Genomic DNA, 25,988 nt, shown 5'->3' on the forward strand with positions numbered 1-25,988 from the left:
TTCGCGAGGGGGCGCTCTATGGGGCTGACATTAAGGGATCGATCGGCAAAAGGCTGTTTGCGGTCCTTGGAAGGCGAATGTTGGATTGATCGAGAGAGTAGTGGATGCGAGTTTAGGGACGCGCGCCTCGGCGACAGATTCCGCAAACGGCTCGCGCAGATTGGAAGCGCCATTGGTTGCTGCCGCTGATTCATTCTTGCGGATGAATCGCGAGCAAGCTCTCCGGGCCCGCCAGGAGCTGGCCAGCAAAATGGCGGTCGCCGGCGAGATTCTGCGTGGCTCGCTGCTGGAGCGTACGGTCCGACACACCAAAGAATGCCCGAAATGCGCTCGCGGCGGAGGGCACCAGGTCTTCGTGCTGACGGTAAGCGACGCGGGGGGACGACTCGGCAAATCAGTGTTCGCCGCGAACGGGTTGGCGAGGTTCGCCGCTGGCTCGACAATTTTCAGAAGCTGAAGGAGGCGATCGAGACGATCAGCGAGCTCAATCACTATTTGCCGCGTCCGGAGAGAGTCGCGACAAAGCGCGGAGAGCGCGGGGGGAAGAGCTGTGATTAAGATGCGGCGTGCGCAGCTGAGCTTCGGCGACGCGCGCATCTTCCGTGGTGATACGCGCTCTGAAGGCAAGATCCTCAGCCTGTTCGAGCCATCGACAGAAATCATTCGCAAAGGCAAAGCCGGCAAGCCAAACTGCGGCGATACTGCAGCACATCGTCCGCAAGCGCGCGGATGCCGGGTGGCCGCCGCCGAGGGTGATCAGCAGATCTCCTCCCAGCGCAGCAAGTGATCGACCTGAGATAGGTTGATCGTACGATCGACCCGATAGATCGAACTTTTCCATGAAAGCGTCCTTTCCAGGTGTGGGCGTGCGAGGTCATTGACATCTCGCGTGCGAGTGCCGGTTACCGTTCTGTGTGATCTGCTCGTTGAACGCGTGCGCGATTTTGTCACGCGTCGGAACGACAGGGCGGGCAGCCTGCGGTATAGCAGCCGCGCCAAGAGCATTCCGGGTTGGCGCCGATCGGTGGACGCAGGCCAAGGGTGGTATCGACGGCTATGACGGCACAGTACGTCATGACATGTCCTCACCCTTAGCAACCGGGTCTGAGCGTGAGAGCATCTCGCAGACAAACGGGCCCTCGCATAGGTCGCAGGTGATCCTGAGTCCCGGTTTGCCCCACACGCGCGCGGGAGGATTGCAATCACAAGCATACCCGGATTTCGACACCGCCCTGCTCACCCGGCAATAGCAACGCTCTTGGGTCGACCCCAGTCGGCCCTTGCGGGCAGAAGCGGAGATCGACCAAAATGACCCTTGGTGGACTCAGCAGAAGTGAGCCCTTTTCCTGATGGGAGATATCGGATAGGTGCTCCCCATGCCGGATCTGTTGAGCGATGCAGTGGGCGAGAGGTGCGAAATTCATGACCAACACACTGGCCGTTGCGAGCGAGTTCGATCAGGAGCTGTATCGGATCGGCCAACCTACACCCGGACAATCAATTCCCGTCGTTGCGAGTCTACCACACAGCGGCACCTTCGTTCCGCCGTCAATCGCGGATAAATTCACGCCACTCCATCGAGCATGGCTCAGAAACACTGACTGGTACCTCCCGCAAGTCTACGATTTTTTGCCCGAATTGGGCGTGACGACGATCGCTGCGACGCACAGTCGATACGTCGTTGGTCTCAATCGTGATCCAGAAGGATTGCTATTTGGCTCCTTCAAGGAGGCCGTCATTTTCGATTCGATGTTCGATGGAACGCCGATCTATCAGCAGCTGCCAGATTCGAACGACCTTCCGCAGAGGCTCGCCAGCTACTATTCGCCCTATCACCAAGCACTGTCGAATATCATTGGAGGGCTGCTAGCTTCGCATAAACGGATTCTTCTCTTAGATTTGCACGCCTTTTTCGGACCTATTGAAGACGATGTCTGCATCGGTGATCTACGGGGGGTATCATGTCGGCAACGGACGACATCGCTCGTCACCGACGCCTTCGAGCGGCAGGGCTTGCGGACGGTTTGCAACGATCCGTTTTCCGGAGGTTATCTGATCAAGAGACATTTCGGCCCGTTGACGGAAGCGTTGCAGATTGAGCTGCGTTACACGACGTACATGGATTGCCGCCGTATCGACGAACCAATCCAGCCGCAGATCGATCCGACGCGGCTTCAGGGTCTCAAGCCAAAGCTTCGCGATGCATTCAAGGAGATCATTGCCTTCTGGTGCGGGAGATAGGTGAATGATCGTACTGCGCGGCCCCGAACGTCCATCTAGCTGGCCGGGTTAACGTATTGATCGTGACATTAGCCGGTGGATACGGAGCTAACACGACGCGGTCAGCCCTGACATCTTGGGGCGCGAGCAGACGGCTCAGGAGAAAAGGATGGTTGAAGCGTCAGGCGCAGGTCGTCAGGAAGAAAAGTGCGCCAGCTCGGGCACACATCGCCCGTGCATTCTGACAATGTGTCCGCTCATGAATCAAGTTGCGTGGCAAATCTGAGGCGGCCCAGTCGGTCAACGCATCGCCTCCGCGATATTCCGACTCAGAGCTAGGCGGAGCTTGAATCGCACGTTGCGTCAAGTTGTAGATCGCACCATAGGTGATACCGACCTAAGCTTGACTTTGGCCAATTTTACACTTGTTCATCTTGTACGCGGAACCCTGAACATCGGATCGTTCTCGACGATTTCATGAGCGCTCGTGAGCATGAGTTTCATGCGCCCCATATTGCCAAAGGTCGTCCAGCGCCCCTTCACGTTCGACCAGTAGAAGAGCTCGAAGCGATCGGTATCTGGAATGGGGCGCAGCCGTGCGACCGGAGTTGAAGTCCGACGGTTGATAACTAAATAACCGCCACTGCTCTTTTCTATGTCGTGATGCGTGAACTGAGCAGCAATCTGGGCAAGCGTTGGGTCGGATTTTGCCATAGCGCTCAATGTGCTCGATGGGTGCCGCGCGGGCCAGGATGAATCGGTTTGCCGACTCAATTTGTCGCAGCTGGACGAGGTTGCTGCGATTCATCGTGCCGATTCTACCGATGGGATGCAACACGCCCGCCTTCTCCCCCGCTCTTGCGATCCGCTGCCGCCGCGTTTTGTGGCCCGGCTTGCCGTCTTCACCGATCTGTTCACACGCCCCACTTGGCTGAATGTTCTGACGCTGCTCGCCGGCGTTATCCTGGCGCCCGGCCGGCGCACTGTCACGGCGGCGCTGCGCATCTTAGGGCGGGAGCGCGATCGCGATTTCTGTACTTTCCATCGCGTCCTCAACCGAGTGGCGTGGTCGTCGCGGGCCGCGGCAGGCCACCTGCTGCTCCTGCTGATCAAGGTCTTCGTGCCGGCCGGCGAGGCGGTGGTGATCGGGCTCGATGACACCATTGAGCGGCGCTGGGGGCCCAAGATCAGCGCCCGCGGCATCTATCGCGATCCGGTGCGCTCCTCCAAGGGGCACTTCGTCAAAGCCAGCGGCCTGCGCTGGCTTTCTGCCATGTTGCTGGTGCGCGTGCCGTGGGCCGATCGCGTCATGGCGCTGCCTTTCCTCACGCTGCTCGCCCCCTCCAAACGCTTCTATGACGGCAAATCGCGCTCGCCCAAGACGCTGCTCGATTGGGCCCGCCAGGCCGCCCGGCAAATCCGCCGCTGGTTGCCCGATCGATATATCGTACTGGTCGCCGACAGCGCCTTTGCGGCCATCGAATTCCTTGCCGCAGTCCGCAAGCACGTCTGCGTCGTCACCCGCCTGCGCCTCGATGCCAACCTGTTCGAATTTCCCCGACCAAAGCGCAAAGCTCGTGGCCGCCCTCCAATTCGAGGCAAGCCCCACAAAAAACTCTCTGCCATCCTCAAGGATCGCAACGTGTCCTGGACGCGTTATCGGGTCAGTCTCTGGTACGGCCGAACCAATCGCACCGTCGAGATCGCAACCGGCACTGCGCTGTGGTATCGCGGCGGTGTTCCGCCGGTGCCGATCCGCTGGCTGCTCGTCCGCGACCCAACCGGCGAACTCGACCCACAGGCTTTCCTGGCGACCGATCTCAACGCTCATCCCCGCGACATCCTCGCTTGGTTCGTCAGTCGCTGGCAGGTCGAAGTCACCTTCGAGGAAGTTCGCGCTCACCTCGGTGTCGAGACCCAGCGCCAGTGGTCGGACAAAGCCATTCTGCGCTCCACCCCGATTTTGCTCGGCCTCTACTCCATCATCACTCTATGGACCCACGACCTCGCCAAGGCACGAAAGCTGAAGCCCAGAACCGCAGCTTGGTATCCAAAAGCCACCCTGACCTTTAGCGATGCGATCGCCGCCGTTCGACGCCAAATATGGGCTCATCAGATTTCTTTCATGTCCCGGCCGCGCCGTGACAGCATAGAAATTCCGCGCCATATCTGGCACCGGATGGAGAACGCGCTCGCCTACGCCGCATAAATCGGCCAAAGTCGAGCTAAGAAGGTGGCGATTTATGACGTTCTCACAATGCATGTGGGGAAAGGAGGGTGTTGCTCTCCTCTTCATTTTACTTTCCATCTTCCTTGCTAGCTTTGGGTTCGCCTATGCCGCTCTAGAATCACGGTTTCGGCGACGTGACCAGTACAGACTGGACGTGCTTGATGCGCCCCCCAGTGTCGGCTCTCCAGACGCCTGCGACCGCGAGAGCCGATAAGGGCAGGGATGATTTCCGAGTAGCGGAAGGTTCTCTTATCGTTCAATGGCTCATGCAGTGGAGAGCGGGATGCATACATCGAATCCGCAGCTGCTCATGAGAATAACGAGCCGCAGCTCCCGCACGCGCGTATTTGAGGGCTCTCCCGCGTCCGCGTGGGCAAACGCACGAGGCAGCGTCTACACCGAGATGATGTTATGCGAGGTAGCAGCCACGAGGGGGCAACTTCGAAAATCCAAACAACTAGCCGCTCCAAGTTAGTCCACTGATCGTGAAGCTTACAAAGCGATTGGCACATTCGACGTGCATCGGGCGAAGCCGTCGTGCTGTTAAACAGAAACGTTCCAAGACGGTACTACGCGATCCGGCGTCGAATGTCCTATTAAGCGGCGCCACCGGATTAATGGTCGCAAAAGCGAGAGCGTCAATGGCACGGCGCCTTTCTTGTAGCTCGTCGTTTTGTCGTGCAAACGCAAATTCGCGGAGCTTACCAACTGACGCTACGTCCGATTCAAGTTCTATCGAAGCGCTCGCGCAAATTTTGCTTTGCTGCTGTGGAGCAGGCTATGCGCCTCAGTTTTGCCACGCTAGTCGCTTCAGTCAGAGCAGCATCATCACGGACGTACTGGTGGTGCTAGAGGCGGGACCCGGCGCATTTTACACACGGCAAAGTGCGCCGGGCGCCTCGGTTGATCGCGAGCCGCAATGCGTCGAAGTCTGAATCGATTGCGCCGAAGTGCGTTGTCGGAGAACGGCGGTGGGCTTTGGCGCGTCGTCTCGAGCTACAAACCGGCTGAAAAACCAAAGGGGCTCCTGCACGAACATGGCCTTGTCAGCCCGCATCGCCACCTGCGCCGACCTCAACACCGCACTTAATTCGAGAGGCAACGGGCTTCTGCACTGAACCGACGAAGATGTCGGTCAGGTGACGTCTGGCCGAAGGCATCGCGTCCTGCATTGCCGGCCTTGGTCCAATAATTGCTAATTCCTTGTCGTAGATGCCGAGGTTGCGCATCTAATGAAACCCTAAAGGAGCTCGGTTGCCCCTTCATGAATCAAAAGGAGACAGCGTTTCTGGCCAGACCTCTGCGCCGGATCTCGCGCTCTGTCCGTTTCACGACGATAGGTCGCACGCGCAGGCTGGCGGAAGGAAGACGCTTGTATTAACCGGCGCTTCGCGCGGCATTGGCCACGCGACGGGCAAGCTGTTTTCGGAGGCTGGCTGGCGAATCATCTCCTGTTCTCGGCGACCCTTCGATAGCCGATGTCCCTGGGAGTCGGGAGTCAATAACCATGTGCAGGTTGAGTTGAGCGATCATCGCGCGTTGCCCGGCGCGATTACCGAAATCAAGAAGCGGCTCAATGGAGAGCCGCTTCACGCGCTGATCAACAATGCGGGCATCTCCCCCAAGGCAGCGGACGGAGGCCGACTGAATTCGCTAACAACATCCATCGGAACTTGGATGAGCGTTTTTCACGTCAATTTGGTCGCGCCGATTCTGCTTTCCCAAGGTTTGTTCGAAGAGTTGAAAGTGGCATCCGGCTCGATCGTCAACGTCACCTCAATCGTTGGCACTCGTGTGCATCCTTTCGCCGGGACAGCCTATGCGACCTCCAAGGCAGCGCTTGCCTGTCTCACGCGCGAGATGGCGCATGACTACGCTCCGTTCGGGATTCGGGTCAACGCGATCGCGCCAGGCGAGATCAAGACCGACATCCTCTCGCCGGAAACCGAAGCGAAGCTGGCGCCGATCATACCGCTACATCGTGTCGGCACGCCCGATGAGGTTGCGAAGGTTATTTTCTTCCTCTGTTCAAGCGCTGCGAGCTACGTCACAGGTGCGGAAGTGCCGATCAATGGCGGACAGCACGTGTGATATTGGCGGAGAGAGCAGACGCGAAAGTACTCTTAGTCGCGCTGGCTTAAGACGAGATATCGGCTTGTCCGTCATACAATGTCAGTTCGACGGTCGCAAACGGGACAAAAATGCCAGCATAGACGACAAAATGGCTGTCGCTAGTCCGACAGCGTAAGTAGAACTTTGCACATGACCTACAGTGATTCGAAATTTGAAAGCCGGAGAAGTGTGAGGCCTTCGGACGAGGCGCCGTTGATAGCGACAGCGCTAGCTGCTGGTAGGCTTGGTGCAACTGAACACGAGATAAACCCACGTCGTCTCTCTTGGGGGCGCTGCAGATCGGCTAGACGCTCAAGACATTCGTACCTTAGTAATTTTAGCGGGCATCACGAATGCGAGGTGCCGTCTGGCTCGCGACAGCACAGGTCTCACGGATAGTGTCGGGCTATCCGATCTCTCGTGTGTGGCACGATGCTTGAAGGGGAAATGCCGAAGTCGAGCGGTATCGTTTACTCGCAGGAGTCGCTATTCATGGCTTACAAGATCGTCGCCTCGCAATGCTCGGTTTGCGGTGCATGTGAGTTCGAGTGTCCGAACGGCGCGATCAGTCTAAAGCGCGACACCTATGTGATTGATCCCAAAAAGTGCACAGAGTGCGAGGGGCGCTGCGATACGCCGCAATGCGCCGTCGTCTGTCCAGTCGAGGGCACATGCGTCCCCGCCTGACGACGTCGAAGAGAATGCTGCCCCGATAGAGTCGATCGAGAGATCGTCGGCGCATGCACACCGAATTGTCAAGCGGCGCGGCGAGCTTGCGGTAGACTGCCGGTCAGTAGCGTCGTCGCCAGCGATTAATAGATGATTGGCAGGTTCGCAGAGTGTACGCGGCATCGATCTCGACCAATCGCCATCACTTTGAGGTTCTGATATCCTGAAAGGTCGATCGGAAGATCGCACAAATCCACCGGAGAGGGAACGAACTTGCCCGAATGCCTCCATGACGGCTGGAGGCTTATTGGACCATACCGGGACAGCCCAGGCGTCGAAGACCCCAAGAGCCCGAATTCCAGGACATAATGCGCGCGAAGGTCGAAAGAGCTGGTCTCCTCCGTCGACGAGTTCGATCGGAGCATCCGGAAGGCGGCCCGAGGTGGTGATGTTGGAGGTCTGCGGCGCAAAAGCTCGCGGTCGAAGCGGGCTTCAATCCGGTGTCCTTGGTCAAACCGCCAAGGCGGAGCTCAAAAAGTAGATAAAGGTCTCATGCCGCTCGCAGAGGTCGTCTGCTTGCTGGCGCAGGTGGACTGCAATTCGTTATCCGAAGACGCGTAACAAACGCCTAATCGAACGCGACACAAATGACATGGGATGGTTCGCCGGGAAGGTCCGGTACGCCCAAGGCCGCACTGACGGCACCGCAGACAGAACTGAACGAGATTGGATTGCTGATGACCCCGTGTGCGCCCTGTTCAAGCCCGGCCTGCACCACAGGATCGGAGTTCCTTTCCGCTACGAGGAGGATCCTGGTGCTCGTGAACACTCTATTGAGTTCGTCCAGAACCGTCTCGCCTCGGTCCCGCAGGATGGCAATGCCGATCAGTACCACGGCGGGAGTCTTCGTGGACGACGACATAGCCTCATCCACCGCGGCAAAAGCATGTGTCTGATAGCGCTCGCGCAAGATGTAGTCGAGCGCGGAACGCACCACCTGCTCAGGTTCGATCAGGAAAATGGTCGGACGGTCTTCACTCGCTGAAACGTCGGTTTCGAACTGCATGGTACCCTCGGCTCGTTCATTGATGCGCGTCAAGCAAGCTCCGGACCGAAAATACGATCAGAGATGCGCGGTAGGATAACTGCCGTTTTGGCTAGTCGGTAAGACGAGCGTTGCCTTGTTTCGGACGAGCGAGAGCGACGAAACGTCGAGCCTTGCCGATGTCGGACTTGCAACAAAGCCCATCTGGACCGGTATCTATCTCCACTTACTTCGTTTTTCGTCCCGAACAGGCGCTGGCACGCTCGTTGCAAAAGTCATTACCCGAGGGCGAGGCTGTCGAGCATCGTATTCGACTGCGCCGCGATGCGGCGAGCTGGACGATGGATCACGACAGAGCGCAGTAGGCAGATCGTCAATCGGTTGATGGAGAGCAACATGGCTTCACTGAGACAAATCGCGTTTTATGGCAAGGGTGGTATCGGCAAATCGACGACCTCGCAGAACACGCTCGCCGCACTCGCCGAGATGGGTCACAAGATCCTGATCGTCGGCTGCGACCCGAAGGCGGACTCGACCCGCCTGATCCTGCACGCCAAGGCACAGGACACAATCTTGAGTCTCGCGGCAAGCGCCGGCAGCGTCGAGGACCTCGAGCTCGAGGACGTCTTGAAGGTCGGCTACAAGGATATTCGCTGCGTCGAATCCGGTGGTCCGGAGCCGGGCGTCGGGTGCGCCGGCCGGGGCGTCATCACCTCGATCAACTTCCTGGAAGAGAACGGGGCCTACGAGGACATCGATTACGTGTCATACGACGTGCTCGGCGATGTCGTCTGCGGCGGCTTTGCAATGCCGATACGTGAGAACAAGGCGCAAGAGATCTATATCGTCATGTCCGGCGAGATGATGGCGATGTATGCCGCCAACAACATTTCCAAGGGCATTCTGAAGTATGCCAATTCGGGCGGCGTGCGGCTGGGCGGCTTGATCTGCAACGAGCGCCAAACCGACAAGGAACTGGAACTGGCGGACGCGCTCGCCAAGAAGCTCGGCACCCAGCTGATCCACTTCGTGCCCCGTGACAACGTCGTCCAGCACGCCGAGCTGCGCCGCATGACGGTGCTGGAGTATGCGCCGGACTCCAAGCAGGCGGACCACTATCGCAATCTTGCGACCAAAATCCACAACAATGGCGGCAAGGGCATCATCCCGACCCCGATCAGCATGGACGAGCTTGAGGACATGCTGATGGAGCACGGCATCATGAAGCCGATCGATGAAAGCCAAGTCGGTAAGACTGCTTCCGAGCTCGCCGCGCTGTCAGCGTAATCCAGTCCGCATATTCGGCGTCTTTCTAGAAAAGCGTCGAGGCCTAAAGCGCACAGGACAATTAGAAGGATATCCGTATGAGCCTCGCATCTACCCAGAGCGTTGCAGAGATCAAGGCCCGCAATAAGGAGCTGATTGACGAAGTTTTGAAGGTCTACCCGGAGAAGACCGCCAAGCGTCGTGCAAAGCACCTTAACGTCCACGAGGCTGGTAAGTCCGACTGCGGCGTCAAATCGAATCTCAAATCAATCCCGGGCGTAATGACTATTCGAGGTTGCGCCTATGCCGGCTCGAAAGGGGTGGTGTGGGGACCGATCAAGGACATGATCCACATCAGCCACGGCCCGGTCGGCTGCGGGCAGTATTCCTGGGGATCGCGACGCAATTATTATGTCGGTACCACCGGCATCGATACCTTCGGAACCATGCAGTTCACCTCCGATTTCCAGGAAAAGGACATCGTCTTCGGCGGCGACAAGAAGCTCGCCAAGGTCATCGATGAGATCCAGGACCTGTTTCCGCTCAACCGCGGAATCAGCATCCAGTCGGAATGCCCGATCGGCCTGATCGGCGATGACATAGAGGCGGTGTCGAGGGTCAAATCAAAGGAATATAACGGCAAGACAATCGTTCCGGTACGCTGCGAAGGCTTCCGCGGGGTATCGCAGTCGCTTGGTCACCACATCGCCAACGACGCCATTCGCGACTGGGTGTTCGACAAGATCACCTCGGAGACGGAACGGCGATTCGAGCCAACGCCCTATGACGTTGCCATCATCGGCGACTACAACATCGGCGGCGACGCCTGGTCCTCTCGCATCCTTCTGGAGGAGATGGGCCTTCGGGTGATTGCGCAATGGTCGGGAGACGGCAGCCTTGCCGAGCTTGAGGCGACGCCAAAGGCGAAGCTGAACATCCTGCACTGCTATCGCTCCATGAACTACATCTCTCGCCACATGGAGGAGAAGTTTGGTATTCCGTGGTGCGAGTACAACTTCTTCGGCCCGTCCAAAATCGTAGAGTCACTGCGCAAGATCGCGAGCTTCTTCGACGACAAGATCAAGGAGGCGGCCGAGCGCGTCATCGTGAAATACCAGCCGCTGATGGACGCCGTCATCGCGAAGTACCGACCGCGCCTGGAAGGCAAGTCCGTGATGCTCTTTGTGGGTGGCCTGCGCCCTCGGCACGTGATTGGCGCTTATGAAGACCTCGGTATGGAGGTCATCGGGACCGGCTACGAGTTCGGCCACAACGACGACTATCAGCGCACCGCCCAGCATTACGTCAAGGACGGCACTTTGATTTACGACGACGTCACTGGCTACGAATTCGAGCGCTTCGTCGAGAAGATCCAGCCTGACCTCGTTGGTTCTGGCATCAAAGAGAAGTACGTGTTCCAGAAGATGGGCGTGCCGTTTCGGCAAATGCACTCCTGGGACTATTCGGGTCCTTATCATGGCTACGATGGGTTCGCGATCTTCGCCCGAGACATGGACATGGCAATCAATTCCCCGATCTGGAAGAAGACCAGGGCGCCGTGGAAGGATGCCCCGCGTCCGAGCCTGATGGCGGCGGAATAGGCGAGCCGGGCCAGACGATCGAACTCGAATCCAAAAAGGACGCCACAATGACCCAGAATGCCGAAAACGTGCTCGATCATTTCGAGCTGTTCCGAGGTCCGGAATACCAGCAGATGCTGGCCAACAAAAGAGCGCTCTTCGAGAATGCACATGACCCCGCGGAGGTTGCGCGTATCCGCGAATGGGCCAAAACCCCCGAATATCGCGAGAAAAACTTCGAGCGCGAGGAACTGACCATCAATCCGGCCAAGGCCTGCCAGCCGTTAGGTGCGGTGTTTGCCTCGGTCGGATTCGAGGGCACCTTGCCCTTCGTGCACGGCTCACAGGGCTGCGTCGCCTACTACCGAAGCCACTTGTCACGACACTTCAAGGAGCCGACCTCCTGTGTTTCCTCGTCGATGACCGAAGACGCAGCCGTATTCGGCGGCCTCAACAACATGATCGACGGGCTCGCCAACAGCTATAACATGTACAAACCGAAGATGATTTCGGTCTCGACCACCTGCATGGCGGAAGTGATCGGCGACGACCTCAACGCCTTCATCAAGACATCGAAGGAAAAGGGGTCGGTGCCGGCTAAGTTCGATGTCCCCTTTGCTCATACGCCTGCCTTCGTCGGTAGCCACGTCACCGGCTATGACAACGCCCTGAAAGGCATCATCGAGCATTTCTGGGACGGAAAATCTGGGTCTGAACCCAAGCTTGAGCGCGAGCCGAGCGACAAGATCAACTTCATCGGCGGCTTCGACGGCTATACCGTCGGCAACATCCGCGAGATAAAGCGCATTTTCGAATTGATGGGGATCAGATACACGATCCTTGCGGATAACAGTGACGTGTTCGACACACCCACCGACGGTGAGTTTCGCATGTATGATGGCGGCACGACGCTGAAAGATGCCTCGGATGCGATCCACGCCAAGGCGACCATCTCTATGCAGCAATATTGTACGGAGAAAACGCTGCCGTTCATCGAGAGTCATGGCCAGCAAGTCGTTGCGTTCAATCATCCGGTCGGCGTCAGTGCGACCGACGACTTCCTGATGACGCTGTCGCGCATTACGGGCAAGGCAATCCCAAAGGTCCTAGAACAAGAGCGCGGCCGTCTGGTCGACGCCATGGCAGACTCCAGCGCACACATTCACGGTAAGAAGTTCGCAATCTATGGCGATCCCGACCTTTGCTATGGCTTGGCGACCTTCCTGCTCGAGCTAGGTGCCGAACCGACACACGTCCTGTCAACCAACGGCAACAAGGCCTGGGAAGAGAAGATGCAGGCGCTCTTCGCCAGTTCGCAGTTCGGCAAAGACTGCCATGCCTATCCGGGTAAGGACCTCTGGCACATGCGTTCGCTGCTCTTCACCGAGCCGGTCGATTTTCTGATCGGCAACACCTATGGCAAGTACCTGGAGCGCGATACGGGCACCCCGCTGATCCGCATCGGCTTTCCGGTTTTCGATCGGCACCATCATCACCGCTATCCGGTTTGGGGTTATCAGGGGGGCATGAATGTTCTGGTGAAGATACTCGATAGGATTTTTGAGGAGATCGATAAGAACACCAACGTGGTCGGAAAAACGGACTACAGCTTCGACATCATCCGCTGATGTGGGCGTGTCTCCGCCTCATTGCGGCTTGTCGCCGTCGTGAGGTGGGGATGTTGGCGCCAGCCGGCCTATCGACCGTGCCCGAACCAGAAAACGTCCGCGGAAGGAGGCAACCGTGACTTCGCTATCGGCGACCATCCAAGGCGTCTTCAACGAGGCCAATTGCGTCGAGAACGCCAACAAATCGGCCGCTGCCCGCAAGAAGGGCTGCACCAAGCAAGCACAGCCTGGTGGAGCCGTCGGAGGTTGCGCTTTTGATGGCGCCAAGATTGCGCTGCAGCCGTTTACCGATGTCGCTCATCTGGTTCATGGCCCGATCGCGTGCGAAGGAAACTCCTGGGACAATCGCGGTTCTGCCTCCTCTGGCTCCGATCTCTGGCGCAGAAGCTTCACGACCGACATGCAAGAGATCGATGTCGTGTTCGGCGGCGAGAAGCGGCTATACAAAGCCATAAGGGAAATCATCCGGAAGTATCATCCCTCGGCGATCTTCGTCTACCAAACCTGCGTGCCGGCCATGATCGGCGACGATATCGATGCGGTCTGCAAGATCGCCACGGCGAAATGCGGCAGGCCCGTCATTCCTGTCAACGCGCCGGGATTTGTCGGTTCGAAGAACCTTGGAAATAAGCTCGCCGGCGAAGCGTTGCTGCGATACGTGATCGGCACCCAAGAACCCGATTATACGACCCCCTACGACATCAATCTCATCGGCGAATACAACCTGTCCGGCGAATTCTGGCAGGTCAAGCCGCTGTTGGACGAACTCGGGATTCGCGTCCTGTCCTGCATCTCCGGCGATGGCAGATATCGCGACGTCGCCTGCTCACATCGGGCGCGCGCGGCAATGATGGTGTGCTCGAAGTCCCTGATCAATGTCGCGAGTAAGATGAAGGAGCGATACGGCATCCCATTCTTCGAAGGATCATTCTACGGTATCCAGGACTCTAGCGAGTCGTTGCGCGAGATTGCGCGCATGCTAATCGAGCGCGGCGCTCCGGCCGAGTTGATGGAACGCACCGAGCTCACAGTCGCACGCGAGGAAGCAAAGGCGAGGGCCGCGATCGAGTTCTTCAAGCCACGTTTTGCTGGCAAAAAGGTGCTGCTCGTCACCGGGGGCGTGAAATCCTGGTCGGTCGTCGCAGCTCTGCAGGAGGCCGGACTGGAGATCGTCGGCACTTCTGTAAAAAAATCAACCATGAAGGACAAGGAGCGCATCCAAAAAGTGATGGGCCATGATGCTCACATGATCGAGGATCTGACGCCGCGTGAAATGTACAAGATGCTCAAAGAAGCAAAAGCCGACATCATGCTGTCGGGCGGCAAGTCGCAATTTGTCGCCCTGAAAACCGCGACGCCATGGCTCGATATCAATCAGGAGCGCTGCCACGCCTATATGGGCTATCTCGGCATCGTAAAGCTGATGGAAGAGATCGATAAGGCACTCTACAACCCAATATGGGATCAGCTCCGTAAGCCCGCGCCGTGGGATGATGCCGACGTCAGTTGGAAAGCCAAGTCGCTTGCGCAGGTAGAAGTGGCGACTGTCGATGTTGAGCCGAATCTGGAGCGCGTCGAAAAGGCCCGCGGCGCGAAAAGATCCTTCCGTTGCCAAAATCTTGATCTCGGTGTCACCAAGGAGAGCGTTGTCGCTCTCGGCTCGACTACGGTCGATGACATCGCTCAGCGCACCAAGGCCCCCGACGTCTGCGGCGCCAGTGAGCGGGCCATCGTGGACATGACTGCGGCGCAGCCTACTTCCACGCAGCAGGCGGCAGAGTAGGATGGTAAAGCAGGTTCCAAGCCATGGCTATCGTTACTAGTTCCAACAAGGCCTGCTCGAGCAATCCGCTCAAGATGAGCCAGCCGATCGGCGGCTCCTTTGCCTTCTTGGGGCTTCGGGGCGCAATGCCGCTCCTACACGGTTCTCAAGGCTGCACGTCCTTCGGCTTGACCCTGTTTGTCCGCCATTTCAAGGAGGCGGTGCCGCTGCAGACCACCGCGATGAGCGAGGTTGCCACGGTTCTCGGTGGCTACGAGAATGTCGAGCAAGCGATCCTCAATATCTACAACCGTACCAAGCCCGAAATTATCGGCATCAATTCGACCGGAGTCACCGAGACCAAGGGTGACGACGTCGAGGCGTTCATCCGCCTTATCCGGCAGAAGCATCCGCAGCTCGAAAAGGTGCCGCTTGTCTACGTTTCGACGCCGGATTTCAAGGACGCGTTTCAGGATGGCTGGGAAAGGACCGTGGCGCGCGTAATCGAGGTGCTTGTCGATCCTGTCGATGCGGCCGCACCGCGAGACCTCTCGCGCGTTAATGTCCTGCCTGGCTGCCACCTGACCCCCGGCGACCTTGACGAGCTACGGACGATTCTTGAGGATTTTGGGCTGAGGCCGTCCTTCCTGCCGGATATCGCCGGTTCGCTCGACGGTCACATTCCCGATGAATTCACGCCGACCACGATCGGTGGGATCGGGGTCGACGAGATCGCGACTATGGGCCAGGCGGCTTGGACGATCGCGATCGGAGCGCAGATGAGGCGCGCGGCCGAGGCCATGCAAGCCAGGACGGGCGTGCCGTTCCGGCTGTTCGAGCGGCTCTGTGGCCTCGTCCCTAGCGACGTATTCATCGCATCCGTAAGCGAGATCAGCGGCAAACCAGTGCCCCCAAAATACCGCCGGCAACGTGGCCAGCTCGCGGACGCCATGCTGGATGCGCATTTCCATATTGGCGGCCGAAAGCTCGCCATTGGGGCCGAGCCGGACCTCTTGTTCGACATTTCCAGCATGCTCTATGAGATGGGCGCACAGCTGACCGCGGCAGTGACGACAACGGCCTCTCCGGTGCTCGAACGTGTCAGGATGGGAGAGGTCGTCATCGGCGATCTTGAAGATCTGGAGGAGCTTGCCAAAACGCGCGAATGCGATCTCCTGATCTCCCATTCACACGGCCGCCAAGCGGCAGCACGGCTGAACATTCCATTCTATCGTGCCGGCTTTCCGATGTTCGATCGCCTTGGCGCAGGTCACCAGATGACCGTCGGCTATCGCGGAACGCGCGAGCTGATCTTTGACCTTGCCAATCTCATCATTACCGACCGCGAGGACAACCGCCAGCCGACGCCGGACACCTGGCGCATCACCGACAACGGCCTGCATGTCGTTCCCCCGCGGCCCAATTGAGGCGAAGAGAGGAATTACGCCGATGAAAGTCGCATTCGCCACCCAGGATCTGAAGCGCGTCGATGCCCATTTTGGCTGGGCCAAAAACATCGCCATCTATGACGTCAGGCCCGAGGGGCACAGCTTTGTCGAAGCCATCCAGTTTGACGGCGACCTCAAGGACGACGGCAACGAGGACAAGCTCGCGCCGAAGATCGAGGCTATCAAAGACTGCTCCATTCTCTATGTTGCGGCGATCGGCGGCTCCGGCGCTGCGCGCGTCGTCGCAAATAACATCCATCCCATGAAGGTGAACCAGCCTGAAGCGATCGACGATCTCTGTGTCAAGCTTGAAGCCGTATTGAAAGGCTCGCCGCCACCCTGGTTGCGTAAGGTGCTCGCCAAGGGCCAGGAACGCTCGTTTGATTTCGAGGATTGAGGTAAACGACTATGACTGAGGCGGCTGAATTGATCCAACCCGGCCTTGCGGGAGAGGCGCCCTTTGTGAAGGAGCTCGTCAAAATCTGGCGCGCCGAGGACGGCCATGGCGCTTGGGAGGACAAGAAGGACCTAGAGCTGCTCGAGCCCTATATTCTCGACAGGGAAAAGCGCCGTACCTTGCCGATCGTCGGTGACCCCGATCCGGACACGATCTGGCGGCTTGAATTGTTCTTCAACGCTGTCGCCGTGTCCATTGAGAAGGCGACCGGCGTGATGGTCTCGCCGATGCTGAAAATGCACCATGAAGGCTTTGGCCGCATAGTGCTGATCGGCGGCCGGCTCATTGTCGTGAACAAGCAGCTGCGAGACGTGCATCGTTTCGGTTTTGACAACCTCTCAAAACTTGCCACGGAAGGTGACCTGTATGTCGACCGCGGAATCGAGATGATCCGCAGGTTCCCGGAAGTTGCGAACTACTGAGGTGACGAATGAGCGATCTTGAAGCACTGAAAGCCGAGATCAAGAAGCTTTCCGCTAAGGCGACCCAGGCAAAGATGGATCTGCACGATTTCGCCGAAGAATTGCCGGTCAACTGGACCTCGGTCTTAAGTGTGGCCCAGAAGGTCCACGACGCCTTCGACGAGCTCGAGCGCAAGCGCGAGGATCTCAAAGCGCAGGAAAAGGCAGACGGATGGTAACCATGTCATTCGCAACGCGCGACGGCCGCGACTGGAAGCCGGAGTATCTGGCGTCCATCGACTCAAAGAAGTGCATAGGCTGCGGCCGCTGTTACAAGGTGTGTGGCCGCGAGGTCATGACGCTGAAGGGTATCAACGAGGACGGCGAGATGATCGACCTCGAAGACGATGACGATGAGATCGAGAAGAAGATCATGGTGCTGAACGATGACGGAGCGTGCATCGGCTGCGGCGCATGTGCCCGGGTGTGCCCGACCAACTGCCAAACCCACGTTTCAGCTGCTTGAGTTTAGCCATCGGGAACAGAGAAGCGATAAACGTCTTTGGAGATCTTCTGCATAGGGCCTAGCCTGTATAACGTCAGAAGGCATTGATATGAGTGCGTGAGTGCTCCGCCTATGCCGCTGCAGGTGTTAAAAAAGTAGTTGGCCCTGGCGCCTCTCGTCGTCATTGCCGCGCTTGTCCGCGAGAATTCGGTATGTCGCGAAAACTTGATATACCAGTGTCGCCGAGATATGACGGTCAACTCGGAGCTAAAGCCGCCCCAACTCTTGCTACTCGATACCCTGTTCGCATGCCTTCATCATCGCGGCAATCCGAAACCGCTCCTGGATGGAGATGGGGTTGGCGAGCATATCTGCCTCGGCCTTTTTGAAGGCGGCGAGGACGATCTCGGCTTCCTCGCGCGTCAGCGGGACGCGGCCAGCCATGTGGGTAGCGTCCGGTACTGCGGCCAGGATTGCTCGGCAGTACGGATGATCCTTGACCTCGATGAGCTCACCAGCTTCGAGCTTTCCGCCAAGCATGATTGCCAGCCCTAGCACCTCGAGCTTGCGGCCGTCCTGAGTGGTCTTGACGAGCGTTGCCATTTCTATTCTGCCTCCTGCGCGACGCCTACATAGTTCCCGATCCAAAGCTGCGGCAGGGCTTGTCGAGCTTCAAGTGCGGTGGCTTTTGCCGGATCACACGATCATCGGCGTCTAAGCGAGACGCGTCGGCACCGCTGAAATCCGCCACATGGAAGGTCGCCTTGGGCCGCAGCACATAGTCGGGCGGGTCCGCCGCGACGCCAGCTGGAATCTAGTCCCGTCAAACAGAACGAGAGCTCCACGTCTTCACTCTTGCTCCTTTAGCGAAGTCTGGACGTAGGATGGGCATTTTAGTCGTTGAGCCGCTCAAGCGAGCCGTTTGAGCTTGAACTGCCGCAATCTGTACGGTGGAGACTTGCATGCGAGACTTCCGCACTGTTGATCGTTCGATTGTCCGGCCTGGCGGGAGCACCACGTCAACAGCCCTGGCAATATGGGATAAGAAGAGATCTGGCGCGAGAACCTTACACCGGGCGGTTCTCGTTGCGATTCTTCACCGGCTGCATCTTGGCGAGGCCTTCTTCGTAGGAGAGTTCGGCATAAGAGGCATCGATGCTCTTGGCGGCATCGAGCAGATAATCGAGCTTGCCGGCAGTATCGAGCTTCTTGATGTCGTTCTTCTCGACCCCAGTGAGATCCATCATCTCCTTCCAAACTGTCGACTCGTCACATGGCAGTATGCGAAATGTGACGTTACCGATCTTGATGCGGTATTTCGCCAGAAGATCGATATTGTTGCAGAACATGAAGTAGGTGCCGTTCGGGCTCAAGGCGCCACCCAGTACCTTTGCGACATCGGCAAGATAGGCAAGAGAATGCAGGTAGCCAGCCAGTACCGGGATTGTGGTCTCTCCCTCGCCTGCGACCGTCAATACCTGCTCGATCGAATAGTCGGGCGGACGCTTCTCGTCGGCAACCTGAACCTGGAACCTTAGCGCGATATCGCCGCGGAAGCCGAAGCGGCCCGGCTTCGTGGTGTCGCCCTTCAGCACCGCATTAAGCAAGCGGCCTTCTTTATCAAGCCGGCCAAGAGCGGTGTTGTCGATCGACGTCATGAAATCCTCCTGGTTTGTTGTTGGCTGGCGCAGGTGTCGAACCGCGTGAGCCACGTTCGCCTCCATGCAAATTGTTTGCCGTCGGCCCGCCTACGCGGCGAAAAGCCAAAAGCAACGCCTCGTCTGCGCGGCTTTCACAGACATACCCTTGCCGGCAGCGTTACGGCACCGTGCCAAGACTGTTCCCTAGTTGCATAGCGTCGTGTCGCAAGCCCGACACGCCCTGCGACGCAAATGATCGACATTAGCAAAAGCCAAGTATTGTCGGGAGTTTGGTTGCTGGCATGGGACTTGCCAATCTCATCTCGAACTGCCGTAGCTGGTGAGGGAATGCGATGATTAGTCTGACGAAGAGCGCGGAGAATGCGGTGAAGAGCGCGATCTCAGCGGCAGCGCAGCCGGCGAAGGGCTTGCGGATAATGGTCGAAGGGGGCGGCTGCACCGGGTTCAAATACGCGATGGGGCTTGCCGATGAGCCCAAGCCCGATGAGACCGTAATCGAGCGGGGCGGCATCAAGGTGTTTGTCGACAAGAATTATCACCCGCATCTTGCCGGAACGACGATCGATTTTGTGGTGGCGCTGGAGGGCTCCGGTTTCACCTTTGACAATCCCAACGCCAAGTCGGGCTGCACATGCGGCAAGTCTTTTAGCTAGAGCGGCATTCCTGATGGGTCGCCACGGAGAGGTGTCAAAACATGCTTGTCGAGACTGAACAAACGAGACAATCGGCGGCCGCGAAACCTACCGAATGTGAGCGTATCGTCCGGGCCGTACTCGACGAAATTCGGCCGAATCTGAAGCGTGACGGCGGTGATTGCGAGCTTATTGGGATCGATGGCAACAAGATCATGATCAAGCTTACGGGCGCCTGCGTTTTCTGCAAGCTCGCCAGTGCAACACTAGAAGGCATCCAGGCGCGCCTCATCGAACGGCTTGGCAAATTCGTCCGCCTGATCCCGGTCGCGGGATCCACCAAAGCCCGACACTAAAGAAAGCATACGGTGCAGTCGATCTACCTCGACAACAACGCGACGACCCGCACGGATCCGGCCGTTGTCGCTGCGATGCTACCATTCTTCTCCGAGCAATTCGGCAATGCCTCATCCGCGCATGCAGCAGGCAGGCAAGTTGCAGAAAGCATTAGACAGGCTCGCAGGAGCGTGCAGGCATTGATCGGTGCTGCTTTTGATCACGAGATCGTCTTTACCTCGGGCGGTACCGAATCGGATAACACGGCAATCCTTTCGGCACTTGCCGTGCAGGAGCGACGCGACGAACTCGTCACCACGACCGTGGAACATCCAGCTGTGCTCTCGCTCGCAGACGAGCTCGGCCGTCGCGGCAACAAATGCCATCTAATTCCTGTTGACTGCTCCGGCCGGCTCGACATTGATGCTTATCGCCGTGCGTTGTCCCCGCGTACCGCGGTCGTCTCCGTCATGTGGGCCAATAATGAGACTGGCACGATCTTTCCGGTGGAGGTCCTCGCCAAGATGGCGCGATCTATCGGCGCACTCTTCCACACTGATGCGGTGCAGGCTGTGGGGCGAGTTCCGATCGACGTGAAGGCGACCCAGATCGACATGCTGTCGCTTTCTGGCCACAAGCTGCATGGTCCAAAAGGCGTTGGCGCGCTCTATGTGCGCAAGGACACTAAGTTCAGGCGACTGATCTTCGGCGGACCGCAAGAGCGCCGCCGACGTTCCGGCACCGAGAACGTCCCCGGTATCATCGGGCTGGGTAAGGCCGCGGAGCTTGTTGCCGTAGAGCTCGGGCAGGAGCGCAGGAAAATAGCGGCGCTGCGCGACCGGCTCGAGCAGGGTGTCATCGACTTCGGCAAGTGCGTGGTGCTCGGCGACAAGGAGAGCCGTCTGCCAAACACGTCAAACATCGCCTTCGAGCATCTCGAAGGTGAAGCAATTAACCATCATTTGAGTCGCGCCGGCGTCGCCGCGTCCCTCGGATCAGCCTGTGCGTCCGGCTCCATGGAGCCGTCTCACGTGCTTCGAGCGATGCACGTACCGTCTGCCTTGCTGCACGGCGCGATCCGCTTTTCGCTGTCTCGCGAGACCACCAGCGAGGAGATCGATCACGTCCTCATTGTGCTACGAAATATCATCGCGAAACTGAGAGAGACCCCACCTGGGCGGCCAGAGTGTGCAAAAACGACCTTTCCATCCAATGAGTCTATCAGATGAAAGTCATCATTCGTCGTTCACCTGAAACTGGTCTCTCGATCTACGTCCCCAAGAAGGACCTTGAGGAGCGGATCGTTGAATCCGAGCACGAGACGCTGTGGGGCGGCTGGATCAGAATAGCTAATGGCTGGGTGCTCGACCTGCCGCCGATGACAAGCGACACCACCTTGCCGATTACGATCAACGCAAAGAGGCGTGGCGGCGACAGAGAAGAGACGTGAACGTGCCGGCTCCGCGGATCGAGTTCGTTGGTCAGCCAGTTGCCGAAGCCATGCTCCGCAAGGTCGCGGAGGGGCTTCGTCGTGGCAATGTCGTTCCCTATCTCGGGCCCGGCTTAGTGGGATCGTCGAACACGAGCGTGCCGATGAATCCGGAGGACCTGGCGGCATTCTTCGGCACCAAGGTGACGTTGCCCAGGCGCACGAGAGGGAACGCCTGGGCCTCCGCACAGTACATCGAAAGCACGAGGCATCGCACCACCGTAACAGCGACGATGGCGGACGCATTTAGCGCGCCGATCGCGCCAGCGCAACTACAGAGGTATCTTGCAACGCTGCGGCTGCCGCTGATTGTTGACAGCTGGTACGATGGCGCGATGCGAAATGCGTTGGTGGGGCACAGCAATTGGGGCGAGATCCAGGGCATCACCCGCGCCGGTCTGCGTGAGGATCGCTGGTTTCGCTTCTACGACTCCGTAGGCCATGAAGTCGATTGCTCTCTTGCAGAAAGCTGGACAACGATCCTCTACAAGCCGCACGGCAGCGTTGCCCCGGCCAAGAATTTCCTGGTCTCCGATGCCGACTATGTTGAGGTGCTCACGGAAATCGACATACAGACGCCGATTCCTGGCGAGGTGAAGGCTCGCCGCACCGGCCGCAGCTTCCTGTTTCTGGGGTGCCGCTTTAACGACCAGCTCCTGCGCATCTATGCGCGACAGGTGTCAAAGCGCTCGTCCGACGTTCACTATGCCGTGGTCGAGCCCGACACGCTCTCCAAAAATGAGTTCCGCTTTCTGGTCGACCAAGGCCTAATGCCACTCGCAATTCCGCTTGCACGTGCCGCTGAGATCCTTCTGGCAGATTAGGGAGGCTTCTCGCGTGGGCATTTGACCAGCGCTTGGCCAGGCAGCTCTTACACCGTCTTGCTGCCACCTAACGAGCCATGTTTCCAGCAAAAAAAGGAGAAAGGAGCGGCCATAGCTTCAGTCAACATCTTCTCGCGCCGCGACGTGCCGTTTCGATCACAACGCATGTCGGCTTTCCAACACGCCGGGGCAAGAGGCACACCAAAGCGATTCCTAACTCGTTGAAAAAGATCATGAAAGTTGCGCGCCGAGCCGTGGCACGCCGATTGCTGAGCCTCAGATACCGAGAAATGTCTCAGGCTTGAAGGGAGAACTGGGTAAATGGGGACTCCAATGCATCGGGGATCATCGAGCGACGCCATTGAAGACGGCGAGATCACGCAGTCGATTGCCGAGCACAAGGGCTGTGGCAAGAGCAGCCGCAGCGGCGGAGTTAGATGCGGCTCGCCGGCAGGCCGCAGTGATCTTCCAGCCGAGACATGGGAAAAGGTGAAAAAGCACCCCTGCTACAGCGAGCACGCGCACCATCACTATGCGCGGATGCATGTCGCGGTCGCGCCAGCCTGCAACATCCAGTGCAATTACTGCAACCGCAAGTACGACTGTGCCAATGAATCGCGTCCGGGCGTGGTCAGCGAGAGGCTCACGCCTGAGCAGGCGGCCAGGAAAGTGATGGCCGTTGCCTCTACCATCCCGCAGATGACCGTGCTCGGTATCGCCGGTCCTGGCGACCCGCTCGCCAACCCCGAAAAGACTTTCAAGACCTTCGAGCTCGTGCACAAGGTTGCGCCGGATCTCAAGCTGTGCTTGTCAACCAACGGTCTCGCGCTACCCGATCACATCGACACCATTGCCAAGCTCAACGTCGAGCACGTCACGATCACGATCAATATGATCAACCCCGAGATCGGGGCAAAGATCTATCCTTGGATTTTCTACAACCACAAACGGTACACGGGCGTCCAAGCCGCAAAGATCCTCACTGATCGCCAGCTTCAGGGCCTGGAGATGCTCACTCGGCGAGGCATTCTCTGCAAGATCAACTCGGTGATGATCCCCGAAATCAACGATCAACACCTCGTCGAAGTGAGTAAGGCAGTGAAGTCGCGCGGCGCCTTCCTGCACAACATCATGCCGTTGATCTCTTCTCCCAACTACGGAACGGTTTTCGGTCTGAAGGGCCAGCGCAGCCCGACGGCACTGGAACTAAAGGCGCTGCAGGATAGCTGCGAGGGTGAGCTGCATATGATGCGCCACTGCCGGCAGTGTCGGGCCGATGCGATCGGGCTGCTAGGCGAAGACCGCAGCGCGGAGTTCACCACCGAAAAGCTCGCGACGATCGACATCAAATACGATGTCGAGAGCCGCAACGCTTATCAGGCCAAAGTCGAGAACGACCGTGCCGCCAAGGCCGCGGCCAAGCACGCTGACCTTGTGGAACTCGCAGTTAGCCTCGGCGATACGAAGGTCCTGGTGGCGGTCGCGACCAAGGGCTCGGCTCTGATAAACGAGCACTTTGGTCACGCCAAGGAGTTTCAAGTCTATGAGCTCTCCAGCGGCGGCGCCAAGTTCATTGGCCATCGTCGCGTCGATCTGTATTGCCAGGGTGGCTATGCCGAAGAGGGAAAGCTCGAGACCATCATCCGTGCCATTAACGATTGCCACGCAGTATTCATCGCCAAAATTGGCGGCTGCCCTAGGGCGGAATTGATCAAGGCCGGCGTCGAGCCCGTCGATCAATATGCTTATGAGCCTATCGATAAGTCGACGATCGCCTGGTTCAAGACCTATCTCGACAGGGTCACCAACGGTGCGATCAAACATGTCGAACGCGGCGATGCTGCGATCCGCCAAGGCGCATTGATTTCCGCGGCATGAGAGAGGAAAAGCATGCCGTTCAAGATCATCGCTTCTCAATGCACGAGCTGTTCGGCGTGCGAGCCGGAATGCCCCAATGTCGCGATCGCGGAGAAGGGCGGAACATTCATGATTGATCCTAAAAAGTGCACCGAATGCATCGGCCATTTCGACGAGCCGCAATGCGTGGCGGTCTGCCCAGTCGACAATACCTGTGTCCTCGACACCTCGCTTGCACGCTACCAGGCGCGCGGTTGAGCGAAGGAAATGACATGAACTTCTGGAACATACGGTTAGTGCGACGAGCCATCCGAATGATGCTCCAAGCCGGAGGCCGCGCCGGCTGCGACCTTTGTCTTGCAATCAGCCCAAGTGGATGTTTCGGGCTCGCCTGTGGGATCAGCCTGAAGCCGCAGGCCATTGTTGCTGAGGGCGAGCGCGATGACATAAGGCCGTTTGTTTGCCGGGAGAGACCGCCACGGCACGACGATGTGACGGCTGATTTCGTTGATAAGCCGAAGCGGACCGGGTTCGTATTGCAAGATCGCAAGCAAGTCTCTTGCGGGGACCATTGATTTCAATAGGCGACCCGCGATGCCAGCTGCTCTGTTCAGTCCGCAATCCGAGATCAACGAGGCGCTCCTCGCCAGGACTTTGCTTGGAGATGGGCTGCCCAGCGAGGCCGAGCATCACCTGTGGCAAGCAAGCCTCTCCTATCACCTTGACGAGGTCGCCGAAAGCCACCTGCGCAAGGCCGCCGGCTTGGCACCAGGGCACGCGGCAGTGATGATCGGTTTATTTCGCTTCTATTTCTATAAGGCGCGGCTCGCCGAGGCGCTTGAGGTTGCCAAGCTCTGCATAAGCAAGGCGTCGGAGATGAACAATCTCCCATCAGACTGGCGTCTTGTCCGTGCCCATGATGCCGCGTTCGGTCGATATGAAGAGATTCTGCCGCGGTTCTTTCTGTTTTCGCTGAAAGGATACGCTTATTTGCAGATGCGCCTCGGTCAAACCGAGGAAGGTCGGTTAGCCGTTCAAAAGCTTCTTGAGATCGACCCCACCGATAAGATCGGTGCCAAGGTTCTCCTACGTGTCCTCGAACGCATGGGGCAGGCGGATGAGTGAGGACATTGACGAGGCCAGAGATTGGCACGGTAATCAGATCAATTGCGCCTGCTGCGCGCATATTGCTCTGAATCGCAACGGCTGCTGTCAACTCAAGCATGCTTGCGTTAACGACCGCTATGCCCGGCGTATCGACCGTTTCTTCGAGAGGAATCCGAGCCTCGCCGACGCCTACCTCACTCACCCGCATTTTGAGGTGCGCGCGATCGCGGCGAGATTCGCCAACGTCTTCCTGCTGCCGCGGTTGCTCCACGATCACGACGAAACCGTGCGTTGGAGCGCCGTCCGTCGCCTGCCCAAGCGTTTCGCCCTGCAACTTCGCAACGACCCTCATCATGAAGTTAGGATGTGGGTCGCGACACTGCTTGAAGGTGACGAACTGCTGCCGATGGCCTCGGATGAATATTACTGCGTCCGCCATGTGGTTGCGCGGCGGATTGCGCCCTTGCTGCTCCGCGGAATGATCCGCGACGAGGACGCTGAGGTCCGTCGCGCCGTGGCGCGACGCCTCCCAGAGAAATGGTTGCTCAGCCTGGTCGACGACCGTGACGCATTGGTGCGGTTGGAGGTAGCTCAACGCCTGTCGGCGGAGTTATTGTGGCTTCTGCGCCACGACCCGGATTGGCGTATCCGGCATGAGGTCGCAAGCCGGATCGTGCCCTCCGAGTTCATAGGCCTTGTCGATGACCCATATAGCCTGGTGCGCGAAGTCGCGCGCTCGCGACTTGCCCGGTAGACGGG

Annotated in this window: 30 protein-coding genes; 25 read left to right on the forward strand and 5 right to left on the reverse strand. The window is 58.3% G+C overall.

All coding sequences use genetic code 11. The annotated features are described in order from the left end of the window. Nucleotides 1–85 precede the first annotated feature (85 nt). From NLM33_RS37655 to NLM33_RS37665, 3 genes are all read left to right on the forward strand, one after another. On the forward strand, nt 86–457 hold the full coding sequence (locus NLM33_RS37655) for a hypothetical protein (RefSeq protein ID WP_254103475.1): 372 nt from the start codon (nt 86–88) through the stop codon (nt 455–457). A 102-nt stretch (nt 458–559) separates the two neighbouring features. Continuing rightward, on the forward strand, nt 560–787 hold the full coding sequence (locus tag NLM33_RS37660) for a hypothetical protein (protein WP_254106232.1): 228 nt from the start codon (nt 560–562) through the stop codon (nt 785–787). Between the two features lie 635 nt (nt 788–1,422). Beyond that, nucleotides 1,423–2,241 carry an N-formylglutamate amidohydrolase gene (locus NLM33_RS37665; RefSeq protein WP_254103476.1) on the forward strand — a complete coding sequence of 273 codons (819 nt, stop codon included), beginning with the start codon at nt 1,423–1,425 and terminating at the stop codon, nt 2,239–2,241. 408 nt (nt 2,242–2,649) lie between these two features. On the opposite strand, the gene NLM33_RS37670 is transcribed toward NLM33_RS37665, so the two are convergent. Then, nucleotides 2,650–2,934 (reverse strand): hypothetical protein, encoded by a 285-nt coding sequence (locus NLM33_RS37670; RefSeq protein ID WP_254102515.1) that lies wholly within the window; start codon nt 2,932–2,934, stop codon nt 2,650–2,652. 169 nt (nt 2,935–3,103) lie between these two features. On the opposite strand from NLM33_RS37670, the gene NLM33_RS37675 reads away from it, so the two are divergent. After that, the gene (locus NLM33_RS37675) at nt 3,104–4,429 is read left to right on the forward strand and encodes a transposase (RefSeq protein ID WP_254102513.1); all 1,326 of its coding nucleotides are present in this window, start codon (nt 3,104–3,106) and stop codon (nt 4,427–4,429) included. 1,067 nt (nt 4,430–5,496) lie between these two features. Here the strand turns inward: NLM33_RS37675 and NLM33_RS37680 are convergent. After that, entirely contained in the window at nt 5,497–5,679 is a 183-nt protein-coding gene (locus NLM33_RS37680) for a hypothetical protein (RefSeq protein ID WP_254103477.1), read from the reverse strand. A 25-nt stretch (nt 5,680–5,704) separates the two neighbouring features. Between NLM33_RS37680 and NLM33_RS37685 the strand changes: the two genes are divergently transcribed. Both NLM33_RS37685 and NLM33_RS37690 read left to right on the forward strand, forming a co-directional pair. Next, the gene (locus NLM33_RS37685; protein WP_254103478.1) at nt 5,705–6,541 is read left to right on the forward strand and encodes an SDR family NAD(P)-dependent oxidoreductase; all 837 of its coding nucleotides are present in this window, start codon (nt 5,705–5,707) and stop codon (nt 6,539–6,541) included. Between the two features lie 513 nt (nt 6,542–7,054). Next, nucleotides 7,055–7,249 (forward strand): 4Fe-4S binding protein, encoded by a 195-nt coding sequence (locus NLM33_RS37690; RefSeq protein WP_254103479.1) that lies wholly within the window; start codon nt 7,055–7,057, stop codon nt 7,247–7,249. Between the two features lie 610 nt (nt 7,250–7,859). On the opposite strand, the gene NLM33_RS37695 is transcribed toward NLM33_RS37690, so the two are convergent. Further along, nucleotides 7,860–8,297, reverse strand: coding sequence for a response regulator (locus NLM33_RS37695; RefSeq protein WP_254103480.1), 438 nt, complete (start codon nt 8,295–8,297; stop codon nt 7,860–7,862). Nucleotides 8,298–8,455: 158 nt separating this feature from the next. Here NLM33_RS37695 and NLM33_RS37700 point away from each other — a divergent pair, with 158 nt between their 5' ends. From NLM33_RS37700 to fdxB, 10 genes are all read left to right on the forward strand, one after another. After that, entirely contained in the window at nt 8,456–8,641 is a 186-nt protein-coding gene (locus NLM33_RS37700) for a hypothetical protein (protein WP_156944580.1), read from the forward strand. Nucleotides 8,642–8,672: 31 nt separating this feature from the next. Next, nucleotides 8,673–9,563 carry a nitrogenase iron protein gene (gene nifH / locus NLM33_RS37705; protein ID WP_254103481.1) on the forward strand — a complete coding sequence of 297 codons (891 nt, stop codon included), beginning with the start codon at nt 8,673–8,675 and terminating at the stop codon, nt 9,561–9,563. 77 nt (nt 9,564–9,640) lie between these two features. Beyond that, nucleotides 9,641–11,143, forward strand: coding sequence for a nitrogenase molybdenum-iron protein alpha chain (nifD, locus tag NLM33_RS37710; protein WP_254103482.1), 1,503 nt, complete (start codon nt 9,641–9,643; stop codon nt 11,141–11,143). A gap of 47 nt (nt 11,144–11,190) precedes the next feature. Then, nucleotides 11,191–12,750 (forward strand): nitrogenase molybdenum-iron protein subunit beta, encoded by a 1,560-nt coding sequence (nifK, locus tag NLM33_RS37715; RefSeq protein ID WP_254103483.1) that lies wholly within the window; start codon nt 11,191–11,193, stop codon nt 12,748–12,750. Between the two features lie 115 nt (nt 12,751–12,865). Further along, nucleotides 12,866–14,533, forward strand: a complete 1,668-nt coding sequence (gene nifE, locus NLM33_RS37720) for a nitrogenase iron-molybdenum cofactor biosynthesis protein NifE (protein ID WP_254103484.1) — start codon at nt 12,866–12,868, stop codon at nt 14,531–14,533. A 23-nt stretch (nt 14,534–14,556) separates the two neighbouring features. Further along, entirely contained in the window at nt 14,557–15,939 is a 1,383-nt protein-coding gene (gene nifN / locus NLM33_RS37725) for a nitrogenase iron-molybdenum cofactor biosynthesis protein NifN (protein ID WP_254103485.1), read from the forward strand. 22 nt (nt 15,940–15,961) lie between these two features. After that, complete coding sequence (nifX, locus tag NLM33_RS37730; RefSeq protein WP_254103486.1) at nt 15,962–16,357, forward strand: nitrogen fixation protein NifX; 396 nt, start codon at nt 15,962–15,964, stop codon at nt 16,355–16,357. A gap of 11 nt (nt 16,358–16,368) precedes the next feature. After that, on the forward strand, nt 16,369–16,839 hold the full coding sequence (locus NLM33_RS37735) for a NifX-associated nitrogen fixation protein (protein WP_254103487.1): 471 nt from the start codon (nt 16,369–16,371) through the stop codon (nt 16,837–16,839). Between the two features lie 8 nt (nt 16,840–16,847). Beyond that, on the forward strand, nt 16,848–17,057 hold the full coding sequence (locus NLM33_RS37740) for a CCE_0567 family metalloprotein (protein ID WP_254103488.1): 210 nt from the start codon (nt 16,848–16,850) through the stop codon (nt 17,055–17,057). A 2-nt stretch (nt 17,058–17,059) separates the two neighbouring features. Continuing rightward, on the forward strand, nt 17,060–17,344 hold the full coding sequence (fdxB, locus tag NLM33_RS37745; protein ID WP_254103489.1) for a ferredoxin III, nif-specific: 285 nt from the start codon (nt 17,060–17,062) through the stop codon (nt 17,342–17,344). A gap of 267 nt (nt 17,345–17,611) precedes the next feature. On the opposite strand, the gene NLM33_RS37750 is transcribed toward fdxB, so the two are convergent. Together NLM33_RS37750 and NLM33_RS37755 are read right to left on the reverse strand one after the other, a co-directional pair. After that, nucleotides 17,612–17,926, reverse strand: a complete 315-nt coding sequence (locus NLM33_RS37750) for a hypothetical protein (RefSeq protein ID WP_254103490.1) — start codon at nt 17,924–17,926, stop codon at nt 17,612–17,614. Between the two features lie 464 nt (nt 17,927–18,390). Next, entirely contained in the window at nt 18,391–18,981 is a 591-nt protein-coding gene (locus NLM33_RS37755) for a hypothetical protein (RefSeq protein ID WP_254103491.1), read from the reverse strand. Nucleotides 18,982–19,316: 335 nt separating this feature from the next. Here NLM33_RS37755 and NLM33_RS37760 point away from each other — a divergent pair, with 335 nt between their 5' ends. The 9 genes from NLM33_RS37760 (at nt 19,317) to NLM33_RS37800 (ending at nt 25,983) form a co-directional block, all read left to right on the forward strand. Continuing rightward, nucleotides 19,317–19,637, forward strand: coding sequence for an iron-sulfur cluster assembly accessory protein (locus tag NLM33_RS37760; protein WP_254103492.1), 321 nt, complete (start codon nt 19,317–19,319; stop codon nt 19,635–19,637). A gap of 41 nt (nt 19,638–19,678) precedes the next feature. Further along, nucleotides 19,679–19,972, forward strand: coding sequence for a NifU family protein (locus tag NLM33_RS37765; RefSeq protein WP_254103493.1), 294 nt, complete (start codon nt 19,679–19,681; stop codon nt 19,970–19,972). Between the two features lie 12 nt (nt 19,973–19,984). Further along, nucleotides 19,985–21,181, forward strand: coding sequence for a cysteine desulfurase NifS (nifS, locus tag NLM33_RS37770; RefSeq protein ID WP_254103494.1), 1,197 nt, complete (start codon nt 19,985–19,987; stop codon nt 21,179–21,181). After that, nucleotides 21,178–21,402: a putative nitrogen fixation protein NifT gene (gene nifT / locus NLM33_RS37775; protein ID WP_027527695.1), complete on the forward strand. Its 225-nt coding sequence runs from the start codon at nt 21,178–21,180 to the stop codon at nt 21,400–21,402. Before nifS ends, nifT begins: the two co-directional genes overlap by 4 nt. Continuing rightward, a complete protein-coding gene (locus NLM33_RS37780) occupies nt 21,399–22,265 on the forward strand; it encodes an SIR2 family protein (RefSeq protein WP_254103495.1) in 867 nt (288 codons plus the stop codon). Before nifT ends, NLM33_RS37780 begins: the two co-directional genes overlap by 4 nt. Nucleotides 22,266–22,598: 333 nt before the next feature. Continuing rightward, on the forward strand, nt 22,599–24,143 hold the full coding sequence (nifB, locus tag NLM33_RS37785; protein WP_254103496.1) for a nitrogenase cofactor biosynthesis protein NifB: 1,545 nt from the start codon (nt 22,599–22,601) through the stop codon (nt 24,141–24,143). A gap of 12 nt (nt 24,144–24,155) precedes the next feature. Then, the gene (locus NLM33_RS37790) at nt 24,156–24,380 is read left to right on the forward strand and encodes a 4Fe-4S binding protein (protein ID WP_254103497.1); all 225 of its coding nucleotides are present in this window, start codon (nt 24,156–24,158) and stop codon (nt 24,378–24,380) included. Nucleotides 24,381–24,716: 336 nt separating this feature from the next. Continuing rightward, nucleotides 24,717–25,247 (forward strand): hypothetical protein, encoded by a 531-nt coding sequence (locus NLM33_RS37795; protein ID WP_254103498.1) that lies wholly within the window; start codon nt 24,717–24,719, stop codon nt 25,245–25,247. Next, nucleotides 25,240–25,983: a 4Fe4S-binding leucine-rich repeat protein gene (locus NLM33_RS37800; RefSeq protein ID WP_254106094.1), complete on the forward strand. Its 744-nt coding sequence runs from the start codon at nt 25,240–25,242 to the stop codon at nt 25,981–25,983. Before NLM33_RS37795 ends, NLM33_RS37800 begins: the two co-directional genes overlap by 8 nt. Nucleotides 25,984–25,988: the final 5 nt, after the last annotated feature.

Source organism: Bradyrhizobium sp. CCGUVB1N3 (assembly GCF_024199925.1).
In the GTDB taxonomy this organism is placed as follows: Bacteria; Pseudomonadota; Alphaproteobacteria; order Rhizobiales; family Xanthobacteraceae; genus Bradyrhizobium.